Below are 21,560 nucleotides of genomic sequence, written 5' to 3'. Positions count from 1 at the left end.
GGTCTTTGGTTAAATAATAAGTGCGGACACGACACAAGACTGGAGTAAGGTGAGGAACAACCATGCAAAGTAATCAACACATGCAACAATTTTCGGACGTATTGGAAGAAGTGAATTTTATTCTCTACGGTTCGACAAAGGGAAAGCCGGACGAAGAACTTGAAACGGAACGGGAGCAGCAAGTCGAAGTTTCCTTACGTTAACGAATGCCATCCATTTTAGAAATTCCATAGATTCGCAAAGCAAACGGAACCGCCTGCCGATGGTCGAAAGACATTCGGTAGGCGGTTCTGTTTTTTTAGGCGTCAAGAAACTGCAATATGATCTTTTGCCTTACCCGTTGCCAATGACAAATCCATTCCGACGACGCCGATACGCTCGCCGTGCTCGCCGATAATCGCTGCGGACATGGTGAGGCAGGGGCGTTTGGTAATCGCGGAGATGTATACAGGCGAGATATACGTTTCGCCTTCCATCGCTTGCTGCCACCATTCCCGATTCTTGGCATTGAGCAGGCCGGCTTGCGGTTTGGAAAAAATGAATGAGCCGTCCGTACGGTTCGACCAGATTGCTTCGATCGACGAAGATCGCTGCATATAGCCGGACAGGAGCAGATTATGCTCGCGTTCGTCTGTCGGGAGCGCAGAGGCTTGCTTGGCGGCAGTTTCCAACACGCGGCGAACGGCTTCGATATCGTTGTTGGCAACATCATCTTTTTGATCGAATTGAAAGCTGCCCACCATGTCGGAGAGCTCGGCAGAAGCGCTTCGCATTTCTTGCCCGATGCGCGCAAGTTTGCTAACCTGATCCCTCTGCTGGGCAATATGCGAAAAGAGCTGCTCCATAGACCGTGTCGTATGGTTGGTCAATTCGGCGGCGGTTGTTAATGCCATGACGCCGCGCGTCATCCGTTCCTGCTGAACGCCGCTCAATGTATCCGCGTCTTTTGCGGAGTCCAGTACGCCGCCCACGCTGCGATGAAGCTGCTGCATCTCCTGTCGCATACGATGCATCTCGTTCACGCCTTGTTCCACAGCCAGTCGGCTTGCCGCCATCGCTTCCGTCACATGGCTGACGCCGGACACGACCGATCCGAGCGTAGTAGCCGACCGTCCGAGCGCATCGCCGCTTTGTGCCGCAAGCTTGCGGATTTCTTGGGCGACGACAGCAAATCCCCGGCCGTCTTCTCCGGCACGCGCAGCTTCGATCGAAGCGTTGAGTGCCAACAGCGAAGTCTGCTCTACGACATCCCGAATAAAGCGATTGACGGCTTCGATATCCGTCATATGTTGAGTCAATTCATGAATGCGTTCGCCGATTGCTGTATTTTGTCTCGAAATATTCGCCATGACGATATCTGCGGAGTTCAGAGCATCTGCCAATTCTCCTGCCGCGGAGCCGGCTTCCAGACTTTCGCGCGCCATTGTCGCGGCACGTTCGACCATTTGACCGGAGATGAGCGAAGCTTCTTCGAGCAGGGCAGAAGCTTCTTGCGTACGCGCTGCGGCTTCCGTGCTATGCGTGTTCAATTCATGTTCGGCTCTTTCGGAATGTTCGGTAACGGAAGTCAGCGTGCGAACGGAGGTATGAACTTCTTCTACGACGGCCAGCAATCGATCTGAAACGACTTGAGATTCGAACACAAAATTTTTGAGTTTGCTTGAATCGTTTTCGGTTTGGATGGTTCGGAGTTTGGAAGAACGGGCCGATGCATGTTGCCGCGCGAAAAACACAACGGCTGCTCCGGACAAAACGGCAAGCGCCAAGCATAGACTCTGAAGCAGGTTGCGAGAAGAATCGATCCAAAGCACGGTAGCTGCCGCTATGCCAAGCAAAGCAAGCAAAAGATTCGGAATGCGGTTCGTTTTCATCGATAACACGCCCTTTTCGCGAATAGATATGTAATGTTTTTTAACATTATACGAAAAGGCAGGCAAGTTAACAACCGGTTTTTTGGCTTGCGCTTCGAAAAAAGGAGATTATTAGTGTGTTTAATTTAGAGGGTTTACGATGGGTTCTTCAATTTGAGGCGTAAGTGTTAGAGAATCTTCCGCGTATTCTTGCCCATTAATAAGCAGGGTAATGCGATGAAGCCCCGGATAATGTCTGCGAGTCGTAAGATCGGCAAAACGATGCTTGCGTGTTCCGGATAAGGCAGCTCCGCCGTCCAGTGTACGATCTCCAAGCATAAACAGCTTGCGTGACGCTCGTCCTGAAGCTTTAACAAAGTCGATCGCATATTCCAGACGAATACGCAAAGGCTCGCCGGTGCGCGCTTGCAGTTCAAAATGCAGTTGGATTTCGCCGCCGATCGCAAGGGTTTGAGGCCGGACTTGCAGCGAGGCTCCGGTAATCAAAGCTTCGTTGGTGGAGGACTCCGAGGAAGAGTATCCGAACAAGGACAGAATCTCAGGGTCGGCCTGTTTGAGCAAACTCCGGCAACCGCGACGAACGATCCAATCCGTTAACGGATCTGATCCATACCAATTCCGGGCCTTCTGTTTGACGAGGTCCGGGTTGTCTTTGGCGATGTCATTCAAGTTGTTGGCTACGCTTTTTCGGACATAGAGCGATGAGTCGGCTTTGAGCTTTTCCAAAATCTCCAGTACGGGCGCCGGATCAAGTTTGAACATCGGGAGAGCTTGCCCCCATGGCAAACGGGGACGGCAGCCTTCGCTGGCGAGTCTTCGTACGTGTTCATTGCTGCTTTTTGCCCAATGCAGCATGCGAATCATCGTGCGCTGCGGATCGCGCAGCAGAAAGAACCGTATAGCGAACTCGGATGAAGATTTCGACGTGAATCGTTCCAGCGCGTCAAGAGACGCTTCGAAATCATGTTCGGCTTGTCCATGGACTTCGACAAAGTCCGGAAAGAACAGATAAGGGAACCCGACGCACTGCTCGTCAATCCGATACAGAATGTCGAGTGCCGCGGTAAAAGGCGTGGGCAGATAATGACCGAGGACAATCGAAATGCGGCGCATCCGTGCCTTTAACTCGAGTTCTTCCCAGTCTCCTTCAAGTACGTCGGCAATGAAAGAAGTATCTTCGAAAGATGGATGAACCGATTTGACCTTGATAGAAAAATTGTGCAAAAAAGTACGGTTATACATGAGCTTTAATGGTTCCGGCATGGGAGTGCCTCCTAGGAGCCGCGCAGATCGCGGGAGTATGTGGTCTTGTTCCTCTAATCTAACAAGTAAACCCGGACACAAGAATGTCCGGGTTTACTTGTTTTCGGAAAAGTTACTTGGGCGAGGAAAGTGTGGATTCCGTATGAAGATGCGCCGTAAATTGATCTTGATCGAACGACTCCAACAATTTCGCTACGTTCTCATGCACGGAATCTTGGTCGGTACGAAGTATCAGCTCTGGAGATACAGGGACTTCGTATACATCGGATACTCCTGTGAAGGAGGTGATTTTCCCTTGGCGAGCCAGCGCGTACATGCCTTTGACATCGCGGCGTTCACATTCTTCGAGCGGGCATTCGATATACACTTCGACAAATCGGGAAAGCTCGGATCGGGCATAGTTGCGCATTTCCGCATAGGGGCTGATCAACGAGACGATCGTGGTTACGCCGTGTTTGTTCAGCAGCCCCGAGAGATAGACGGCTCGGCGTACGTTTTCCATGCGATCTTCTTGGCTGAAGCCCAGTCCGCCGCCGATCCGGCGCCGGAGCTCGTCCCCGTCGAGGACTTCGACCGCGACTCCGCGCTCTGCCAAAGTTTCGGCGAAAGCAATAGCCGTCGTCGTCTTGCCGGAACACGGCAGCCCGGTCAGCCAGAACGTACGGCCCGCCTTTGTTGCATCAAAATTAGTCATAGGCGACCTCCCGAATAAGCCGTGACGAATTGTTCCCGCAACCCGCGCCGTTCAAGCAATCCGTCTCCGTAACGGCTCTCCATATTCAGCTCTGGCATATGCACGTAACCGATATAGCAGCCGCAGCTTTTCATCCCGCAAGCGCGCTGCTGCGACAAGCCTTCGATACCGTCCCGATACAGATGACCGATCACGCGCCGATCGCTATAGCAGCGCTTGACGATCCCGGGACCTTGAACGAAAAAGACGCTTTCTCCGGTTCGGCACGGTTGTCCGAGACTGGCGTAATCGGGCAGATTTAATTCGAATAACGGATCGATTGCGCGAAGGCGCTGAATCTCATGCTCTTCGTAGTAATTTTTGCGATCTTTGAACGCGTTAATCCATAGATAGACCTCTTCCGGCAGTGCGCGCCGCAGCGAATCGATACGGTCGAACGCGCTGCGAACGCCTACGCTGCCGACGCTGAACTTGATGCCGCGCCGATGCAGATCCAGGCAGCGCGCGAGAAATCGTTCTTCGCTGACTTCTCCCGGATGATAGGTGGCCCAAAACGCTGCGGTATCCCGATTCAACCGATCTGCCCAATCCAGCTTGGCGGACAGATTGGTTTGAATCGCGACCCGATCGATATGCGGCATATGGGAGAGGACGGTGATCGCTTCCCGATACCAGGCATGAACGAGTCCTTCGCCGTAAGGGTTAAAAAAGACAGAGAGCCGATGCCCATGTTTTTCCTGCATCGCGACCCATTCGACGAACTTTTCGACCTGACGCTGATCTTTGGCCAGCGTCTCGGCACTGTCCGTCGTTTTGCTGAACGGGCAATACGGACAAGAGTAGTTGCAGGACGACAAAGAACCGCGGAAATAAAGAGTCGCCTTCATGGCAGCACAAACTCATGCATGCGATTGCGAACGGGTTCGGAAATCAACCAGTCGCCGATGGCATCCGAATAACCGAGACCTTCGCGTCCCATTCGCAGAATGCCGTCTTCGATCGATGCCAATCGGGACTCCGTCAGCAGATGCAGCTGCGGCAGGTCATTGAACGCATGACTGCCGAAACGCTGCGTATACTCTTCGAGCGGAAGCCCCTCGCTGTGCAAAATGCCTTTGAGCACGAAGCGCCGCTTACGTTCTTCGGCATTCAACTCAAAGCCGTAATCCGCATGATCATAACGTTCCGCGGCCACGTAATCGGCAATGATGCTCTCCGTCGCTTTACGGCTGACTCCGTAGCGCGAAGCGTAATGCACATGCTGCGTATACGAACGGGCGCCGCAGCCAAGTCCCATCATGCCTTCTTCCTGACAGCCATAAGCTAGCGGACGCTTGGACGGATCATAACCAACCGTATCTTTACGGGCAAAACGCCGCATCGAAAATTGTTCGTAACCGCGCTCTTCCAGTCTTTTGCAGGCTGCGAGGTACATATCCATGCGCAGATCCTCAGGTCCTCCGCCTTGTACGTCGCCCGGCTTGAGGATCGTATGCTCCCGCGTATAGAGCGGGTAGAGGAAAATTTCGCCCGGTTCGTAGCTCAAAGCTTGTTCAAGCGAGTAGAGCCAAGTCTCCAGCGTCTGCCCCGGTAAACCATAGATCAGATCCAGGTTGAGCAAAGGAAACTCGAAGCGCTGCAGCAAATCCAAGGCTCGGCGAACTTCGTCCGGTTTTTGAGGACGATAGATCGCGGCCGCTTCCGCTTCGATAAAGCTCTGAATCCCCATGCTCACGCGATCGGTTCCCCGTTCTTTGAGAATACGCAGCCGCTGCGGATCAACCGTTTCCGGCGAAGTTTCTACGGAGATCGAAGCCGCGGAGGGATCCAGCCCCATGATGTCTTCCGCGATGTCGAACAGTCGGCTCAGTTGATCGGCCCGCAGCAGCGTCGGCGTGCCGCCCCCGATCGCGAACCGCGCAAAAGGACGCGAAGCGAAACCTGCCCACTGCTTGGCTTGGCGTTCGAGCGCGTCGACATAGTGCTTATGCACATCCTCGCGTTTATCCGGCAGGGTGAACAGATTGCAGAATCCGCAGCGCGCCCCGCAGAAGGGGATATGCATATAGAGGAAAAAGCTTTCCGCGGGTTCGTCCTGCCACAGTTCGGACAACGGCTTCGGTTTTTCGAACGGACGATACGCGGTCTTGTGCGGATAAGAATAGAGATACGAACGGTAAGGAGCGGCGTCCAGTTCCCGTTTCCAGGCCCGGACCCGCTCGATATCGTAGACGGCCGTTTCGGTCATGGTAATCGCTCCTTTTTTTACAGCATAAATTCCCGGTACGGGACGTTCCAAACGGTCTCATGCGCCAAGCGATGTCCTTCATATCCGTCTTCGCCGTAAGCGGTCCCGTGGTCGGAGAAGGCCATGCAAAATGCAGGATTGTTCCGGGCCCGAACCGCATCGAACAACCGACCCAGCTCGGCATCTGCATAACGCAGCGCAGCCCGTTGACTGTCGACCGAATCGCGTTTGGCACCGGGGAGAAATATATGGTTAGGCCCGTGAATAGCGGAGACGTTAATAAACAAAAAGAAACGTTCGCCCGTCGGAATACCGGCCAGCAATTTCAGCGCGTGATCCACCTGGTTTTTCGTGGACTGCGGATTGGTGACGCCGAAGTTCATCCGCCAAAAGCTGCGCTGGAAATAACCGGGCAGCACGCGGGCGAGCGGCACTTTTTTCGTGAAAAAGATAACGCCGCCGATGCAAAGCGTCCGATAACCCTCCGCGGCAAGACCCGAGACGATATCCGGCGTATCGAACAGCCAGGTATGCGGATGCGTCTTCAGACCAGTGCCCCGCGAATGAAACAAGCGAACATGCGACGACTTATCGGTATTGGCCGGCGTCGGCAAAAAGCCGCCGAAAAAAGCATGATGCGCCGCATAGGTGAAGCTGCCCGGCGAATGTCGTTTTTCCCAAGGCCCGCTGCCGCACAGGTTCGGGCAGTTGTCTTGCTCAAGCACGGCTGCGTCAAAGCGCAACGTATCCAGCGTAATCATTAAAATATCGTGTGTCCCGACGACTTTGTTCATGTCGATCGAACTTTTTTCGGGCGTCATGCTTGCGTTCCTCCTTGCAGGCTTCCGGTCATATCATCTTCGACAGCGCCGACTTCCATCCATCGCTTCATTTCCCAAGCGTAAGGATCTAGTCCGTCATGGAGCACCCGCCGAAGCAGATCGCCGAACGGATTGACGTCCGCGATATAAGCTTGTCCGGTGTTCCGATCCGTCAGCACGTCGATCCCGGCCGAAGAAGAGGCGGGGAAGGCACGCATGACGGCCAATGCTTCGTTTTTTGCTGCCGTCAGCGCTTCGTGCGACAAACCCGACTCAGCCGGAGATACGCGCCGACTGCGCAGATGAAGGTTCGTAATCGGACTCTCGCCGATCCGAACAACGGCATGTCCCGCTTCGCCGAAGGCGACAAGCTGCCGAAGATCCAACGGACGTCCGTTCAGAGAAGCTTTGGGAATCCAACGTTCCGCGTGAACGCCATGTCCGCACAGATAGCCGATCAGCGTACGGATCTGCTCGGAGTCGGTCAGCGAACGGACTTTTTTTGAATTGTAAAAAATGCCGGGACGTTGAACGTAGACTTCGGCTCCCATGGTAGTGGTTGCGATCTCGGCACCGGTTCGGGGATTGATCTGGTAAGCGATGATCCCGGAGGCTCCCGAGCCGAAAGCCAGCTTCAGAAATACCCGGTGCATCCGCTTGTTTAACATGGCTTCGCGCACCGCTTCGTATCCGGTTAGCGTCTCGGTTTCTGCCAGCAAGGCAGGGACCTTAACGCCTGCCGCGCCCAGGCGGCGATGGCAAGCCCGCTTATCGAACATCGTCGCAATGTCAGCCGGGTCATGCCAGAATCGAACCTGCGGCCATGCCTCCGCGGCTTCCTTGCGAATTCGATCCAACAACCGGCAGAAGCCGCGAAACCATTGGGAAGGGTGCATCAGTCGTATAGGTTGTTCTTCCAACGACAAGGCCGCCTGTTCGGAAAGTCGATACGGATCGCGTCGTTCCCTCAGCGGCAACAGTGCATCTCCGTCGTCGTGCTGGGGCGATCCAAGCGCGATTAACGCCCGTTCAACACCGAAATGTTCGCCGGGCGCATCGAGTCGGATAAACGGCGTGATCCCTGTCGGCAGTCCGGCTCGTTCGGCAGCTGCATGCAAAGGAATACCCGCAAGCAGCTGCTCATAGGAAACGATGATCGGCTCCGGCAGACCCGCCGACAATCTTGACCGCCTTAGGCCTTCCGTACGTTCTCCGTCGGCATGGGCAATCAAGAGTAGCGGGGTATGCCGGGCGTCGGGAAATCGGGAAAAAGGACTTCCGGCTTGCTGCCCGATCATTCCGTCAATGCAGGATAACGATATTCCTCGCCGTCGTACTTTTCCGTTTCCTGGCGATCGCTTGCGTCTGCGTTGGGCAGCTCTGTCGCTACGCGACGGGTCATGGCTTCGGACATAAAGTGATAATGAAGATCGAGCTTCGGCAGACGACGAACTTTCTCGCTGGCAAGCAGGGCTTCCGCGCCTTCGTCGCTGAGCGTTCCGTCGGACAGGTCAAGCGTCTCCAGACCGTCGAGGATATCGGAATGGGCGATGGCGGCAGCGATTTCGTCCTGAATTTCGCTATCTTTCAAACCGAGGTAAGCGAGGTTCGGGAAAAGTCCCGGCTTGGCTACGGACATGACGTCTTCGATGTCTCCGTCGAATCCGTAATTGTCTACGCCTATGTAGAGTTCAAGCTTTTTCAACGCCGGGAGTTCGGCTGAGGCGATTGAAGCAAGCACGCTTTTGCCAAGGCCTCCGCAGATAATCGTCAGCTCTTCGAGCTTAGCATGTTTGACCTCGCCCAGAGCCAGATCGGTGCTGCCTTTGATCGTGAGCGACCGGAGTTCGGGAAACGCCGCGAACAATGGATTCAAGTCGGACTGCATGATCCAAGAGACCTCGCATTCTTCGGAATCCATATCGCCGATGAACAGACTGCGCAGCGCAAGAAAGCGGTCTTTCAATCGTACGAGCGCGGCTACGATCGATTCGGACGAATCTTCGTAAGCGCCGCCCCAACTGCCGATAATAAGACTCGACAACTGTTCGGCTTCCGGCTTTTCTGCCAATTCTTCGATCAAGGTCTCCATTTTTTGCCCGTCTTCGTACTCTTCGTAACCGATGCTGAGCTTGATTTCCGTCATGTCAATTCCTCCCGAAAATAGTGAAATGGTTAATCGGAATCCTAAAAACAACCTAACATCGTCAAGGCGGGGAGTCAAGCTAAAAAAGGAAACGTATGTTCTTGTTTTTTGGTATTAGCCCGCGAGCAACGCGGTAGCGATTATGGCGGCAACCGGAAGCAGGACGATCGAAGCCGCGAGCAACCAGACGATCGGACGCGCAAAGTTGAAGGTCCAGCCGAATCCCGTGCGTTTTTCCGCAAAAAGTCCGGGATCTTGCGGATTGAAGTAGAACATGCCGCCCCGCCAGAATCGGTCCTCGCCGTGACGGCGGTTGATCCCTTCGTCTTCCAAGCCGCGGCGTCTGATATAGATCATGAAGCCGACGATCGGAATCATGAGCAGCAGAAGAAAAGCCATGGCCAAGCCGATCGGCAGCGTGCCTCTGAAATCGTACGTGCTTCGGACTTGAAGCCAGCTGAACATGACCGTGACGATCAGCGAGATCAAGAATAGCATCCAAGAGTTGGAGGCACGCAATTGAATTTGTCTGCGAAGCGACCCTTGCGGATCCGACGGGTCAAGAGACTGACGCATGCGGCGAAGCGAAAAATGAATGCCTGCGAACAACGCGGTCAACAGCGATTGCAGGATCGTAAGCGCGTAGACGCTTCCGATCGACTTTTCCGCATAGCGGTCAGGCAATCCGGCGGCATCGAAATGGACAGGAAGCGGATTCGGAATACGGTCCCAATTCAGAGCAACGAGGGCGACGGTGATCAGAATAATGAGGATATGCAGCAGATATGCCCAGGCAGAAACGCCGGTCGCGGCGGATTCGCGGTCACTGCCGATATAAGCGGTTCGTTTGGAAGACTGGGGGATTTTCCAACCGCGTTCGGCTTTGAGCGCAAGCGCTTGGCGCCGCGAAAAGTTCCAGGCGACAAAAAGGCCCAGCGCTTGAGGAATGAGCAGCAGCGCGAGCGTCCAGCCTTCCGAGCCGCCGCTTGAAAAGTAGGCGAGGATCGAGAAGATTCCGCCCAGCAGCGCACTTCCCGAGCCCGACAACAAAAAGGATCGACGGATGCGCGCGACTTGCGGAATGCCCCGTTCTTCTTTGGGGACATAAACGCCCAGCAGAGTAGCGCTCATCAGAGCAGGAACGCCTATTAACGCAAATAACCATAGCAAGTCGATAAAAGCGATAAGAAAAGCGAAAGAGTTAGCGGAATTCATGTGGAAGCCCCTCCTTGGGATGACGGATTTCGAACCTGGCCGTACAACGCGGTAATCAGTGTTTGCAATTCGTTCTCCTTCATGCCGCGAGCGACGGCTTCGGCAACCAGCGGACGCAAATCGCGCCCGAGCCGTTCTCGAAATGCGGCGTCGGCCGTCGGTAGGGCGCCCGGCTGAACGATGACGCCTTGTTTGCGATGGATTTCGAGAAACCCTTCCTGCTTGAGCGCCTGGTAAGCTTTGTTCACGGTATGCAGATTGATGCCCAGATCGGCAGCGAGCGTGCGAACCGAAGGCAGCGGCTGGCCCGACGATAACTTCCCGGAAGCAATGCCTTCAATGAGCTGATCAGCCAATTGCTTATAGATGGGAACTTCGGATTGCAGATCCAATTCGATAAACATGATGACCCTCCTTTATCTACTTGTTATATATAAAGTATAACAGATAGAACGAATAGTCAATGTTAATTCCTGCCGGAGAAAAATGAGCGGACTCGTGGTATGCTAGATAAGGGCAGCCGAAACCTGCATAGAAGTCCGGATGTATAAAGGATCGTAGGGGCGGCCGACAGTTTTGAAGCTGGAAACGGAAGGATGAACGAATATGGGCGAATATCGGACGGAAGATGCGGAGCGACTGCAGCGTCTGCACCAATCCGGGGCCATGAAAGCTGAAGACGTCGAATGGATTGCGGATATGCTGCATCGTTTTCGAGAGACCGAAGCGCAGAACAAAAGATTGCGCGAAGCGCTGCTGAAGGCCAACGGTCGCAAGCCGACGATGTCGACCAAGCTGCGCGACGCCTTATATGAATAATCGCAACAAGTAAAATCGAACACAGACGGAGGAAAACAATTTATGACCATTACATGCGATGTTGCGGTACTTGGCGGAGGAACAGGCGGCTATGTAGCCGCGATCAAGGCCGCGCAGCTCGGCAAGGAAGTCATCATTATCGAAAAGGAAAAATTGGGCGGTACTTGTCTGCATAAAGGCTGTATCCCGACCAAATCGCTGCTGCGAAGTGCCGAGGTTTACTCGCTGCTTCAAAACGCGGAAGAATACGGCGTGGAAACCGCCGGCAGCCGCCTGGTGTTCCCGAAGGTACAGGAGCGCAAGCGCGGAATCGTAGACAAACTGTACCAAGGCGTTCAATATTTGATGCGTAAAAATAAAATCCGCGTCATTGAAGGCAGCGGACGCGTCATCGGGCCTTCGATCTTTTCGCCGCGCAGCGGAGCCGTCGCCGTCGAACTGCCGGATGGCGAGATGGAAACGATCGTCCCCGCCAACCTGATTATTGCGACAGGCTCGCGCCCGCGCGTACTGCCGGGTCTGGAGCCGGACGGTCAATACATACTCAGCAGCGACGAAGCGTTGGAGTTGGAAAGTCTTCCGGAATCCTTGCTGATCGTCGGAGGCGGCGTGATCGGGATCGAATGGGCATCCATGCTGTGCGACTTCGGCGTTCAAGTTACGGTGGTCGAACTGGCCGGGCAAATCTTGCCGGGCGAAGACGAAGAGACGGCGCGCGAGCTGGCCAAGTCTCTCGAACGCCGCGGCGTGAAAATCCGTACCGGCGTTCAGCTTCAAACGGATACGTATTCGACAGGCGAAAACGGAATAGCGATCAAAGCGCTGCATCAAGGCGAGGAGCAGCTGTTCGAGGCCAAGCAGATGCTCGTCTCGATCGGTCGCACCGCCAATGTCGAAGGCATCGGCCTGGAAAATACGGATATTCGCGTCGCGAACGGGAATATTGCCGTCAACGCCAATTTCCAAACCGGAGAATCCCATATCTATGCAATCGGCGATTGCATCGGCGGCTTGCAGCTTGCGCATGCGGCGAGTCATGAAGGCATTGCGGCGGCCATGCATCTGGCAGGCGAAAAAACGCATGCGTATGATCCGGCCTTTATCCCGCGCTGCGTCTATTCGCAGCCGGAGGTAGCAAGCGTGGGTTTGAGCGAAAGCCGCGCGCGCGAGCTGGGACGCAGCGTCAAATCGGCAAAGGTTCCTTTTTCGGCTATCGGTAAAGCGCTTGTCGAAGGACATGCGGAAGGCTTCGCCAAAGTGGTTGCGGATACGGAGACAGGCGACCTTGTCGGCGTACAGATTATCGGGCCTCATGCGACCGAACTGATTGCCGAGGCTGCTTTGGCCGCCGTGCTCGACGCGACGCCGTGGGAAGTGGGCAGCGCCGTGCATGCGCACCCGACCCTTTCGGAAGCGTTGGGCGAAGCGATGCTGGCGATTGACGGGAATGCGATTAATGTCTAATCAAAGTTAGACAAGCGATCATAGCAAGCGAAATAGACCTGTTCTTCCTACCGAAGAGCAGGTCTATTTGCGTCGCTGAGCATAAAAGAGGACAATAAAACCGAGAGAAGCGTCTCGTCACGCGGACTTGATGCGCTTTACCGTTCCGGATTTTTGCACGGTGTACGACACCACATTAAAGCGGCGCTTTTCTTTTCGGCCGAAAAAGGATTATAATAGGTTCGGGTTAAGAATTAGTACCAGGTTTTAAGACGTTGTGTTAGAAGCAGTTAACGACTTAAACCTCGTAAAAGGAAACCGAACATCAACCATTCGTTTTACGACAATTAAGGAGGTTCCCGCAATGAGCCAAAAAGGAACAGCTATACCGCAGACTCTGCACGAGGCGGCCGGTCTGGATGACCGCCGCGCCGTCGACATGTACAAATATATGCTGCTCGCACGCAAATTCGACGAGCGCTGCCATCTGCTTCAACGAGCGGGCAAAATCAATTTTCACGTATCGGGCATCGGACAAGAAACGGCGCAAGTAGCCGCCGCGTTCGCGCTCGATACGCAGAAAGATTACTTCCTGCCTTACTATCGCGATTACGGCTTCATGCTGGCAGTCGGCATGACCCCGCGCGAGCTGATGCTGTCGGCATTCGCCAAAGCGGAAGATCCGAACAGCGCCGGGCGCCAGATGCCGGGACACTTCGGCAGCAAGCGTCTGCGCGTATTGACGGGCTCCAGTCCGGTAACGACGCAGGTTCCGCATGCGGTAGGCGCGGCGCTGGCTTCGAAGATGCGCGGCGAAGGCGCGGTATCGTTCGTCACTTTCGGCGAAGGCTCCAGCAACCAGGGCGATTTCCATGAAGGCGCAAACTTTTCGGGCGTGCAGAAATTGCCCGTGATCATGATGTGCGAAAATAACCAGTATGCGATCTCCGTGCCGATTGCCAAGCAGCTCGCGGGCAAGGTAAGCGATCGCGCGCTCGGCTACGGATTCCCGGGATTCCGGGTGGACGGCAACGACGCGCTTGAAATGTTCCGCGTCGTGCGCGAAGCTCGGGAACGCGGCGTTCGCGGCGAAGGACCGACTTTGATCGAAGCGATGATGTACCGTTTGTCGCCGCACTCCACATCGGATAACGATCTGGCTTACCGGACGAAAGAAGAAGTCGATGCCAACTGGAAAAAAGACGGCATTCCGCGTTATAAGCAGTACCTTGTCGAAGCCGGTCTTTGGAGCGAGGAGCAAGAAGAAGCCTACCTCAAAGAAGTGGCTCAGGAACTGAAAGAAGCGACGGAATATGCGGACAAAGCGCCGTATCCGCGTGCGGAAGACACGCTGCTGCATGTGTATGCGGGCGATGCGGACGGACAGGGAGGGAACAACTGATATGCCGATGATGGAATATATCGATGCCATTCGCTTGGCGATGAAGGAAGAAATGGAAAACGACTCTTCCGTGTTCGTGCTCGGCGAAGACGTAGGCGTTAAAGGCGGCGTATTCACGACGACCAAAGGATTGCAGGACCAATTCGGCGAAGATCGGGTGATTGATACTCCGCTGGCCGAATCGGCGATTGCGGGCGTCGCGATCGGTGCGGCCATGGTCGGGATGAAGCCGATCGCGGAAATGCAATATTCGGATTTCATGCTTCCGGCGACTAACCAAATCATCAGCGAAGCGGCAAAAATCCGTTATCGCTCCAACAACGACTGGGATTGCCCGATCGTCGTGCGCGCGCCGATCGGCGGCGGCATCTTCGGCGGCCTGTATCACTCGCAGTGCCCGGAATCGATCTTCTTCGGCACGCCGGGACTCAAAATCATTGCGCCTTACTCGGCATATGATGCGAAAGGCCTGCTCAAAGCCGCGATTCGCGATCCGGATCCGGTTCTCTTTTTCGAAAATAAAAAATGCTATAAACTGATCAAAGAAGACGTGCCGGAAGACGATTATATCGTTCCGATCGGCAAAGCGAACCTGCTGCGCGAAGGCGACGACATTACCGTCATCAGCTACAGCCTGCCGCTCCACTTCGCGATGCAGGCGGCCGAAGAGCTGGAGAAGGAAGGCATCACCTGCCATATCCTCGACCTGCGCACGATTCAACCGCTCGATCGCGAAGCAATTATCGAAGCGGTTCGCCGCACGGGCAAAGTATTGATCGTGCACGAAGACAATAAAACAGGCGGCGTAGGGGCCGAAGTGGCCGCGATCATCGCCGAGGAATGTCTATATGACCTGGATGCGCCGATTCGCCGTCTTTGCGGACCCGATGCTCCGGCCATGCCGATCAATCCGCCGCAAGAAAAGTTCTTCATGCTCAGCAAGGACAAACTGCTGGACGCGATGCGCGAACTGGCGCTGTATTAAGTCCTTGACCAAAGAGGAGTGAATGTAATGAGTGCAACGAATTCCACGCAAAAAGAGATTACGATGCCGCAGCTCGCCGAATCTCTCGTATCGGCGACGATCGCCAAATGGCTGAAACGTCCGGGCGACGCGGTCGATATGTATGAACCGATTTGCGAAGTGATTACCGATAAAGTCAACGCCGAAATTCCGTCTACGGAAGAAGGCGTGATGGGCGAACTGTTGGCCTCCGAAGGTCAGGAGATCGCCGTAGGCGAGATCATTTGCCGGATCATCACTGAAGGCGAAGCGGCTGCCGCGGCTCCCGCGCCGCAAGCGGCATCCGATTCCGTTTCTCATGCAGCGCCCGCTGCACAGGCATCGGCTTCCCGTCCGGCTTCGCTGAACGGCACGGCAGCCGCCGCTTCTTCCGAGAGCGGAATGAGAGCGCGCTATTCGCCGGCCGTTCAAGCATTGGCAGCTCAGCATAACGTTGATCCGGCCGTTATTCCGGGCAGCGGCATGGGAGGACGCGTCACGCGCAAAGACGTGCTTCAATACGTGGAGCGCGGGGGAGCTTCCCAAACCTCTGCGCCGGCGGATCCGGTCGCGCAATCGACATCGCAGCCGACCGTGATTTCGTCGGGCGCGCCGCAGCCTCCGATCTTCGCTGCGCCTTCGTCGCCGCAAAACGAGGTTCGCCACTCGGGTCTGCACCTGAGCGAAAATCCGCCCCTGCCGAAAATCGAGATCGAAGACGGCGGACGCGGCAGCAACGAGACATATATCGACATCACGCCGATTCGCAACACGATTGCGACCCGCATGCGCCAAAGCGTGTCCGAGATTCCGCACGGCTGGATGATGATCGAAGTCGACATGACCAATCTGGTCAAACTGCGCAACACGCACAAAGACGAGTTCAAGCGCAAGGAAGGCGTCAATCTGACGTATCCGGCTTTCGTCATCAAAGCGGTCGTGAACGCGATCAAAGACTACCCGATCATGAACTCCGTGTGGGCGGTCGACAAGATCATCGTGAAGCGCGACATTAACATCTCGCTGGCTGTCGGCACGGAAGATTCCGTATTGACTCCGGTCATCAAAAAAGCCGATCAGAAAAACATCGCCGGCCTGGCCATGGAAATCGACGATCTGGCTCGCCGGACGCGCGAGCGCACGCTGAAACTGGACGACATGCAGGGCGGCACGTTCACCGTGAACAATACCGGCTCTTTCGGCTCGATCTTGTCCCAGCCGATCATCAACTATCCGCAGGCCGCGCAGCTCACTTTCGAATCGATCGTGAAGCGCCCGGTCGTCATCAACGACATGGTCGGCGTGCGTTCGATGGCGAACTTCTGCTTGTCTCTGGATCACCGGATTCTGGACGGCCTCATCTGCGGCCGCTTCTTGCAGCGGGTTAAAGAAAACCTTGAAGGCTATTCGGCGGAGACGAAACTCTATTGATGGGAAAGTCCTGTTCGTAGGGGCGCTTGAAGGCGGCTGCGGGAGAAATTCGTTCAAGACGCTGTTTCACTCGGAAAAGTCGATTAAAATTTTAGTGGAATCTTTCCGAGTTCAAAGGCGTCCTTCACTGAATTTCTCCCTCCGCCTATTCGCTTGCTTCAAATGGACTTTCTTTGGGGTAGAACAGAGCCCGGACATAACCGTCCGGGCTCTGTTTGGTTGCACAAGACACAAGACAAGAACAAAGGCATGCTAAAAAGGAGCTGTGACTTGTATCGTCACAGCTCCTTTTTAACAATATCAATAGTTCTGCAAATAATTTTTACACGAATACCTGAAGCAGTCCGAGGAATACCGAACCGACCATTGCTACGATCATTAACCAAATAAAAATCTTGAACCATTTTTTGTTCTGCATGAAGCCTTCCAACCTCTTTTCGTGAATGTAAGTGTATAAACAATTTAAATAAAAAAGTGAAACGCTAAAGTACATACTTTGAAGATAAGTCTTTAAAGGCTTTTGGCCTTTCCCCCTGCCCCCTTACCAAATGCGTGCGTAGTAGGCGGAGGGAGGTGTCTGTGTAGGAGCTGAAGTCTTTTCGAAGAAAAGGCGCTTCGGAAGCATATGCTATAGCTCGCCTTTGAAAATGGGAAACATACAAATAAAATATAATCGAAATTTCCCGTTTTCAACACGCGACCGAAACAGACACCTCCCGCAGCCGCCCCCCACAAACGCATCCACGACCCCACCTTTTTGGTTTTTCCATTCTTTTTGAGTAAGATAGAGGGACAAGCGGTTATGCCGCCTTTCTCGGAAGAAGGCGCGTATTCCGTCATAACATCTATTTTAACGTATCAGGAAAGCGGAGGGAAGTTTTATGATCGATACACAACGATTGGTGCATGAATTCCTGGAATTGGTGCAGATCGACAGCGAAACGAAAAATGAGCGGTTAATCGCCGATGTGCTCACAAGCAAATTCAAGCTGCACGGATTAGAGGTTGTCGAAGACGACTCGGCATCGCGTTCCGGTCACGGGGCGGGCAATCTGATCGCGCTGCTTCCGGCGACCGAAGGCGTGAATGCGCCGAAGCTGTTTTTTACCTGCCATATGGATACGGTCGTGCCGGGCCTTGGAATCAAGCCGATCGTGCATGAAGACGGCTGGATTACAAGTTCGGGAGATACGATTCTGGGTGCTGACGATAAAGCGGGCGTTGCCGCACTGTTTGAGCTGATTCGCGTACTGCGCGAGCAGAAGATTCCGCACGGTCAAATTCAATTCGTGATTACGGCAGGCGAAGAATCCGGTCTGATGGGTGCGCGTTTCATGGACGCTTCGTTACTGGACGCGGATCTCGGATTCGCGGTCGACTCCAACGGCCAAATCGGCGAGATCGCAATATCCGCGCCGGCCCAGGCCAGAATCACGATGGAGGTTCACGGGAAGTCCGCGCATGCGGGCGTGAATCCGGAAGACGGGATCAGCGCGATTCAAGTTGCCGGCAAGGCGATTTCGCGGATGAAGCTGGGGCGGATCGACAAAGACACGACAGCGAATATCGGCAGTTTCTCGGGCGGCGGCGCGACGAATGTCGTGACCGACTTCGCGAAACTGTATGCCGAAGCACGCAGTACCGTGCAGGAGAAAGTCGAGGCGCAGATCTCTTCGATGAAGGAAGCTTTGGAATCCGCATGTGCCGAATTCGGAGCGAAATCCGTGTTCGAAAGCGTGATCGTCTATCCTTCGTTCAATCACGCGGATGACGCCGAAGTCGTTCAGTTGGCGAAAAAGGCGGCGGCAAAGTTGAGCCTCAGCGGTCGTACGTTCCAATCCGGCGGCGGCAGCGATGCCAACGTATTCAACGGTTTCGGCGTGCCTACGGTCAATCTGTCGGTGGGATACGAGAATATTCATACGACGGACGAAAAAATCAAGGTCGAAGATCTGAACAAGTTGGCCGAATTCATCGTGGAAATCGTTCGTCAAGCGGTACGCAATTAAATCCAGCACGAGAGGCGGAGACGTTCATGGAAGCAGGCAAAGAAAAGCTGTGGGAAAAGACGGTGGGCAGTCAGCCGATTTTTGACGGAAAAATCATCAAAGTCCAGATCGATACGGTCGAATTATCCGACGGAACAATGGCCAGCCGCGAAATCGTCAAGCATCCGGGCGCGGTGGCGGTACTGCCGATCCGCGAAGGCAAGCTGCTTGTCGTCGAGCAGTTCCGTCAGCCGCTCGGCCGTACGGAGATCGAAATTCCGGCGGGAAAACTGGAGCCGGACGAAGACCCTCGCGAAGCGGCAGCGCGCGAGCTGGAAGAAGAAACGGGTTATAAAGCTCCCGAGCTGATCCACTTGTCTTCTTTTTATACATCGCCGGGATTCGCGGACGAAATTATCCATTTCTACGTAGCCGAGGAACTTACGGTCGGGACGCTTCAGCCGGATGAAGACGAATTTTTGGAACTGACCGAAATCACGCTGGACGAGGCCTTTGAGCATATGCGCGCGGGACGGATCAGCGACGCGAAGACGATTATGGCCGTATACGCTTGGCAAATCCGCGAGTTGACGGGAAAGTGGCCGCTGTAAACGTGCCGTAAACGTTTGACTTTAAAGCCCTGTAACTTCTATAATAGGGAACGTGAGTTTGACTGGAGAACGGCCGGCAAGAACGGGCATGCTCCGAGGGGGAGGAGAAGCTATGGAAGCGCGGATCGATAAAATTAAACAACAGCTGCAATCCAAGGGATACAAATTGACGCCCCAGCGGGAAGCCACCGTTCGCGTTTTGCTGGAAAACGAAGAAGACCATCTGAGCGCGGAAGACGTGTTCATGCTGGTCAAGGAGAAGGCACCGGAGATCGGCCTGGCAACCGTGTACCGCACGTTGGAACTGCTCAGCGAAATGCACGTGGTGGAGAAGCTCAACTTCGGGGACGGCGTTTCGCGTTATGATCTGCGGGGCGAATCGAACAAGCACCATCACCATCATCTAATCTGCGTGCAGTGCGGAACGATGGACGAGATTCGCGAAGACTGGCTGTTGCCGCTGGAAGAACGACTGGAGAAAGAATACCGGTTTACCGTTTTGGATCACCGACTCGACTTTCAGGGGATCTGCCATCGTTGCAGAGCGAAAGAAGAAGATAACGCGTAAGCGGCGGCGGGTTCCGAGTGGATTTCGTTCGATGCAAAGCGATTAAGCATTTTAAAGTCGGCTCCGATGGATCGCAAATGATCCGTCGGGGCTTTTTTCGATGAAATTCTTTGTTTTCGCTCAAATACGGAAATTCATCTTTTAAGCAGGAAATTACTTTTCTCCGTGGAATCTATATGTTCAAAAGGGATTGGCGGTCCGCCTGAACGGGGAGCAAGCAGCTTTCCTGAGGAGAGTTTGGAGGAGGTCCACTAGTGAATACGCATTTGGACGCGTTTATAACCTACATGTCGGAGGAAAAAGGGCGCTCCGCGAGCACGTTGGAATCGTATCGACGTGACCTGGCGCAGTTTATCGCGTTTGCGGAGGGGCGAGGAGTGACGGCTGTAGACGAGGTTCGCAAGTCGCATATCGCTGCTTATCTGAATGAGATGAAGCGTTCCGGCAAGGCGTCGTCCACGGTCATTCGCGCTTCGGTCTCCATTCGTTCCTTTTTCCATTATTTGATCCGGCAGTCGCTCGTGATGCAAGATCCATCGATGGATTTGGACACACCGAAGCCGGAGAAAAAGTTGCCGGTGGTACTGACCGTAGCCGAAGTAGAGCGTTTGTTGGGAGCTCCGGATCTGTCCGGTGCTCAAGGCGTGCGGGACAAGGCGATGCTGGAAGCGTTGTATGCGACAGGCATTCGGGTGTCCGAATTGATTTCGTTGAATCTGGGAGACATCGATCTGGAACTCAAGTTTCTTCGCTGCGGTGCTGCCGGCAAGGAACGCATCGTTCCGATCGGCCGGATGACGGCAGAAGCGGTGTCGGCTTATCTGGGCCCGATGCGTGATCAGCTTGTCAAACGAAGCGGGGAAGAGGCTTTGTTTTTGAATCAACTGGGTACGAGGCTGACTCGGCAGGGATTCTGGAAGATTATTAAAAAATACGCTTCCGCTGCGGGAATCGAGACGGATATTACGCCGCATACGCTGCGCCACTCTTTTGCCGCTCATCTGCTGGAAAATGGTGCGGACTTGCGTTCGGTTCAGGAAATGCTCGGCCACTCGGATATTTCGACGACGCAGATCTATACCCACGTCATGAAGCGCAATATGAAGGAAGTCTACGAACTGCATCACCCGCGGGCGTAAAAATAAGCTTTGTTCCGGGTATGCTCGAATATATAGGGATGGAGCGTGAATAAATATGACTGCACCGCAAATGATCGCAGGCAGTATTAAGGAAGCGGCAGATTATATCCGTTCGAAAACCGATCTGAAGCCGGAAATCGGTCTGATTCTCGGTTCGGGTCTGGGGATTCTGGCGAACCTGATTGAAAATGCCGTGTCCATTGCTTATGAAGATATTCCGCATTTTCCGACTTCGACTGTAGAAGGACACGAAGGCGAATTGTTGCTTGGCACGATTCAGGGGCGTCCGGTGGTGATGATGAAAGGCCGTTTCCATATGTATGAAGGCTACGGCCCGCAAGTTACGGCATTCCCTGTACGTGTGATGAAAGCGCTCGGCGTTGCCGGACTGCTGGTGACCAATGCGGCCGGTGGCGTCAACACGTCGTTCAAGCCCGGCGATCTGATGCTGTTGTCGGACCATCTCAATCTGACGGCTAAAAGCCCGCTGATCGGTCCGAACGACGATACGCTCGGCGTTCGCTTCCCGGATATGTCCGAAGCCTACAGCCGCAGACTGCGCGAAGTGGCGAAGACGGCAGCGGCCAATCAAGCTTTTGTTTTTAAAGAAGGGGTATATGCGGGGCTGCTCGGCCCGTCTTACGAAACGCCGTCCGAGATTCGCATGCTGCGTACGCTGGGCGCGGATGCCGTAGGCATGTCGACCGTTTCCGAGACGATTGTCGCGCGTCATGCAGGCATTGAAGTATTGGGCATTTCCTGCATCACCAATATGGCTGCCGGTATCCTGGATCAGCCGTTGTCCCATAGCGAAGTCATGGAGACAGCGGAATTGGTGAAGGAAAAGTTCCTCAATCTTGTGGTGGAGATCATCCCGAATATGTAAGCGGGTCGGCTA

21 protein-coding genes are annotated in these 21,560 nt (G+C 54.4%); 10 read left to right on the top strand and 11 right to left on the bottom strand.

Features of this window, described 5'->3' with window-relative positions; all coding sequences use genetic code 11:
• Positions 1-305 precede the first annotated feature (305 nt).
• The 10 genes from HRQ63_RS05215 to HRQ63_RS05170 form a co-directional block, all read right to left on the bottom strand.
• Positions 306-1,871, bottom strand: coding sequence for a methyl-accepting chemotaxis protein (locus HRQ63_RS05215; protein WP_172240078.1), 1,566 nt, complete (start codon positions 1,869-1,871; stop codon positions 306-308).
• Between the two features lie 120 nt (positions 1,872-1,991).
• Entirely contained in the window at positions 1,992-3,134 is a 1,143-nt protein-coding gene (locus HRQ63_RS05210; protein ID WP_172240075.1) for a DNA alkylation repair protein, read from the bottom strand.
• Positions 3,135-3,246: 112 nt separating this feature from the next.
• A complete protein-coding gene (cysC, locus tag HRQ63_RS05205; RefSeq protein WP_172240072.1) occupies positions 3,247-3,828 on the bottom strand; it encodes an adenylyl-sulfate kinase in 582 nt (193 codons plus the stop codon).
• Complete coding sequence (locus tag HRQ63_RS05200) at positions 3,825-4,715, bottom strand: STM4011 family radical SAM protein (protein WP_172240069.1); 891 nt, start codon at positions 4,713-4,715, stop codon at positions 3,825-3,827. Before HRQ63_RS05200 ends, cysC begins: the two co-directional genes overlap by 4 nt.
• Positions 4,712-6,076 carry an STM4012 family radical SAM protein gene (locus HRQ63_RS05195; protein ID WP_172240066.1) on the bottom strand — a complete coding sequence of 455 codons (1,365 nt, stop codon included), beginning with the start codon at positions 6,074-6,076 and terminating at the stop codon, positions 4,712-4,714. The genes HRQ63_RS05200 and HRQ63_RS05195 overlap by 4 nt, the downstream gene beginning before the upstream one ends.
• 17 nt (positions 6,077-6,093) lie before the next feature.
• Entirely contained in the window at positions 6,094-6,897 is an 804-nt protein-coding gene (locus HRQ63_RS05190; protein WP_172240063.1) for an STM4013/SEN3800 family hydrolase, read from the bottom strand.
• Complete coding sequence (locus HRQ63_RS05185) at positions 6,894-8,195, bottom strand: STM4014 family protein (RefSeq protein WP_172240060.1); 1,302 nt, start codon at positions 8,193-8,195, stop codon at positions 6,894-6,896. Before HRQ63_RS05185 ends, HRQ63_RS05190 begins: the two co-directional genes overlap by 4 nt.
• On the bottom strand, positions 8,192-9,043 hold the full coding sequence (locus HRQ63_RS05180; protein ID WP_172240056.1) for an STM4015 family protein: 852 nt from the start codon (positions 9,041-9,043) through the stop codon (positions 8,192-8,194). The genes HRQ63_RS05185 and HRQ63_RS05180 overlap by 4 nt, the downstream gene beginning before the upstream one ends.
• Before the next feature lie 114 nt (positions 9,044-9,157).
• Entirely contained in the window at positions 9,158-10,258 is a 1,101-nt protein-coding gene (locus HRQ63_RS05175; protein WP_172240053.1) for a DUF1648 domain-containing protein, read from the bottom strand.
• On the bottom strand, positions 10,255-10,662 hold the full coding sequence (locus tag HRQ63_RS05170) for a GntR family transcriptional regulator (RefSeq protein ID WP_172240050.1): 408 nt from the start codon (positions 10,660-10,662) through the stop codon (positions 10,255-10,257). Before HRQ63_RS05170 ends, HRQ63_RS05175 begins: the two co-directional genes overlap by 4 nt.
• A 202-nt stretch (positions 10,663-10,864) precedes the next feature.
• On the opposite strand from HRQ63_RS05170, the gene HRQ63_RS05165 reads away from it, so the two are divergent.
• The 5 genes from HRQ63_RS05165 (at position 10,865) to HRQ63_RS05145 (ending at position 16,356) form a co-directional block, all read left to right on the top strand.
• Positions 10,865-11,077: a Ni2+-binding GTPase gene (locus HRQ63_RS05165; protein WP_172240047.1), complete on the top strand. Its 213-nt coding sequence runs from the start codon at positions 10,865-10,867 to the stop codon at positions 11,075-11,077.
• Positions 11,078-11,119: 42 nt separating this feature from the next.
• Positions 11,120-12,541, top strand: a complete 1,422-nt coding sequence (gene lpdA / locus HRQ63_RS05160) for a dihydrolipoyl dehydrogenase (protein WP_172240044.1) — start codon at positions 11,120-11,122, stop codon at positions 12,539-12,541.
• A 343-nt stretch (positions 12,542-12,884) separates the two neighbouring features.
• Positions 12,885-13,922: a thiamine pyrophosphate-dependent dehydrogenase E1 component subunit alpha gene (locus HRQ63_RS05155; protein ID WP_172240041.1), complete on the top strand. Its 1,038-nt coding sequence runs from the start codon at positions 12,885-12,887 to the stop codon at positions 13,920-13,922.
• A gap of 1 nt (position 13,923) precedes the next feature.
• Positions 13,924-14,907: an alpha-ketoacid dehydrogenase subunit beta gene (locus tag HRQ63_RS05150; protein WP_172240038.1), complete on the top strand. Its 984-nt coding sequence runs from the start codon at positions 13,924-13,926 to the stop codon at positions 14,905-14,907.
• A gap of 27 nt (positions 14,908-14,934) precedes the next feature.
• Entirely contained in the window at positions 14,935-16,356 is a 1,422-nt protein-coding gene (locus tag HRQ63_RS05145; RefSeq protein ID WP_172240035.1) for a dihydrolipoamide acetyltransferase family protein, read from the top strand.
• 322 nt (positions 16,357-16,678) lie between these two features.
• Here the strand turns inward: HRQ63_RS05145 and prli42 are convergent, their stop codons facing one another.
• Positions 16,679-16,774, bottom strand: coding sequence for a stressosome-associated protein Prli42 (gene prli42, locus HRQ63_RS05140; protein WP_084778204.1), 96 nt, complete (start codon positions 16,772-16,774; stop codon positions 16,679-16,681).
• A gap of 463 nt (positions 16,775-17,237) precedes the next feature.
• Between prli42 and HRQ63_RS05135 the strand changes: the two genes are divergently transcribed.
• The 5 genes from HRQ63_RS05135 (at position 17,238) to HRQ63_RS05115 (ending at position 21,548) form a co-directional block, all read left to right on the top strand.
• Positions 17,238-18,365, top strand: coding sequence for a M20/M25/M40 family metallo-hydrolase (locus tag HRQ63_RS05135; protein WP_172240032.1), 1,128 nt, complete (start codon positions 17,238-17,240; stop codon positions 18,363-18,365).
• Positions 18,366-18,391: 26 nt separating this feature from the next.
• The gene (locus tag HRQ63_RS05130; protein WP_172240029.1) at positions 18,392-18,955 is read left to right on the top strand and encodes an NUDIX domain-containing protein; all 564 of its coding nucleotides are present in this window, start codon (positions 18,392-18,394) and stop codon (positions 18,953-18,955) included.
• Between the two features lie 112 nt (positions 18,956-19,067).
• Complete coding sequence (gene fur / locus HRQ63_RS05125; RefSeq protein ID WP_037289318.1) at positions 19,068-19,523, top strand: ferric iron uptake transcriptional regulator; 456 nt, start codon at positions 19,068-19,070, stop codon at positions 19,521-19,523.
• A gap of 254 nt (positions 19,524-19,777) precedes the next feature.
• A complete protein-coding gene (gene xerD / locus HRQ63_RS05120; protein WP_172240027.1) occupies positions 19,778-20,662 on the top strand; it encodes a site-specific tyrosine recombinase XerD in 885 nt (294 codons plus the stop codon).
• 55 nt (positions 20,663-20,717) lie between these two features.
• Positions 20,718-21,548, top strand: a complete 831-nt coding sequence (locus tag HRQ63_RS05115; RefSeq protein ID WP_172240024.1) for a purine-nucleoside phosphorylase — start codon at positions 20,718-20,720, stop codon at positions 21,546-21,548.
• The last annotated feature ends 12 nt before the right edge of the window (positions 21,549-21,560 follow it).

Origin of the sequence: Saccharibacillus endophyticus, assembly GCF_013185185.1 — a bacterium.
Classification (GTDB): Bacteria; Bacillota; Bacilli; order Paenibacillales; family Paenibacillaceae; genus Saccharibacillus; species Saccharibacillus endophyticus.
The sequence above is the reverse complement of the archived record's forward strand: the minus strand, read 5'-3'. Positions and strand labels throughout refer to the sequence as shown.

Excerpts from the sequence above, each read along its gene's own strand:
- HRQ63_RS05190 (WP_172240063.1), bottom strand. The coding sequence starts at position 6,897 with ATGACGCCCGAAAAAAGTTCGATCGACATGAACAAAGTCGTCGGGACA.
- HRQ63_RS05130 (WP_172240029.1), top strand. The coding sequence starts at position 18,392 with ATGGAAGCAGGCAAAGAAAAGCTGTGGGAAAAGACGGTGGGCAGTCAG.
- HRQ63_RS05175 (WP_172240053.1), bottom strand. The coding sequence starts at position 10,258 with ATGAATTCCGCTAACTCTTTCGCTTTTCTTATCGCTTTTATCGACTTG.
- HRQ63_RS05135 (WP_172240032.1), top strand. The coding sequence starts at position 17,238 with ATGATCGATACACAACGATTGGTGCATGAATTCCTGGAATTGGTGCAG.
- HRQ63_RS05185 (WP_172240060.1), bottom strand. The coding sequence starts at position 8,195 with ATGATCGGGCAGCAAGCCGGAAGTCCTTTTTCCCGATTTCCCGACGCC.
- fur (WP_037289318.1), top strand. The coding sequence starts at position 19,068 with ATGGAAGCGCGGATCGATAAAATTAAACAACAGCTGCAATCCAAGGGA.
- prli42 (WP_084778204.1), bottom strand. The coding sequence starts at position 16,774 with ATGCAGAACAAAAAATGGTTCAAGATTTTTATTTGGTTAATGATCGTA.
- lpdA (WP_172240044.1), top strand. The coding sequence starts at position 11,120 with ATGACCATTACATGCGATGTTGCGGTACTTGGCGGAGGAACAGGCGGC.
- HRQ63_RS05165 (WP_172240047.1), top strand. The coding sequence starts at position 10,865 with ATGGGCGAATATCGGACGGAAGATGCGGAGCGACTGCAGCGTCTGCAC.
- HRQ63_RS05115 (WP_172240024.1), top strand. The coding sequence starts at position 20,718 with ATGACTGCACCGCAAATGATCGCAGGCAGTATTAAGGAAGCGGCAGAT.
- HRQ63_RS05195 (WP_172240066.1), bottom strand. The coding sequence starts at position 6,076 with ATGACCGAAACGGCCGTCTACGATATCGAGCGGGTCCGGGCCTGGAAA.
- cysC (WP_172240072.1), bottom strand. The coding sequence starts at position 3,828 with ATGACTAATTTTGATGCAACAAAGGCGGGCCGTACGTTCTGGCTGACC.
- HRQ63_RS05180 (WP_172240056.1), bottom strand. The coding sequence starts at position 9,043 with ATGACGGAAATCAAGCTCAGCATCGGTTACGAAGAGTACGAAGACGGG.
- HRQ63_RS05215 (WP_172240078.1), bottom strand. The coding sequence starts at position 1,871 with ATGAAAACGAACCGCATTCCGAATCTTTTGCTTGCTTTGCTTGGCATA.
- HRQ63_RS05155 (WP_172240041.1), top strand. The coding sequence starts at position 12,885 with ATGAGCCAAAAAGGAACAGCTATACCGCAGACTCTGCACGAGGCGGCC.
- HRQ63_RS05200 (WP_172240069.1), bottom strand. The coding sequence starts at position 4,715 with ATGAAGGCGACTCTTTATTTCCGCGGTTCTTTGTCGTCCTGCAACTAC.
- HRQ63_RS05210 (WP_172240075.1), bottom strand. The coding sequence starts at position 3,134 with ATGCCGGAACCATTAAAGCTCATGTATAACCGTACTTTTTTGCACAAT.
- HRQ63_RS05170 (WP_172240050.1), bottom strand. The coding sequence starts at position 10,662 with ATGTTTATCGAATTGGATCTGCAATCCGAAGTTCCCATCTATAAGCAA.
- HRQ63_RS05150 (WP_172240038.1), top strand. The coding sequence starts at position 13,924 with ATGCCGATGATGGAATATATCGATGCCATTCGCTTGGCGATGAAGGAA.
- HRQ63_RS05145 (WP_172240035.1), top strand. The coding sequence starts at position 14,935 with ATGAGTGCAACGAATTCCACGCAAAAAGAGATTACGATGCCGCAGCTC.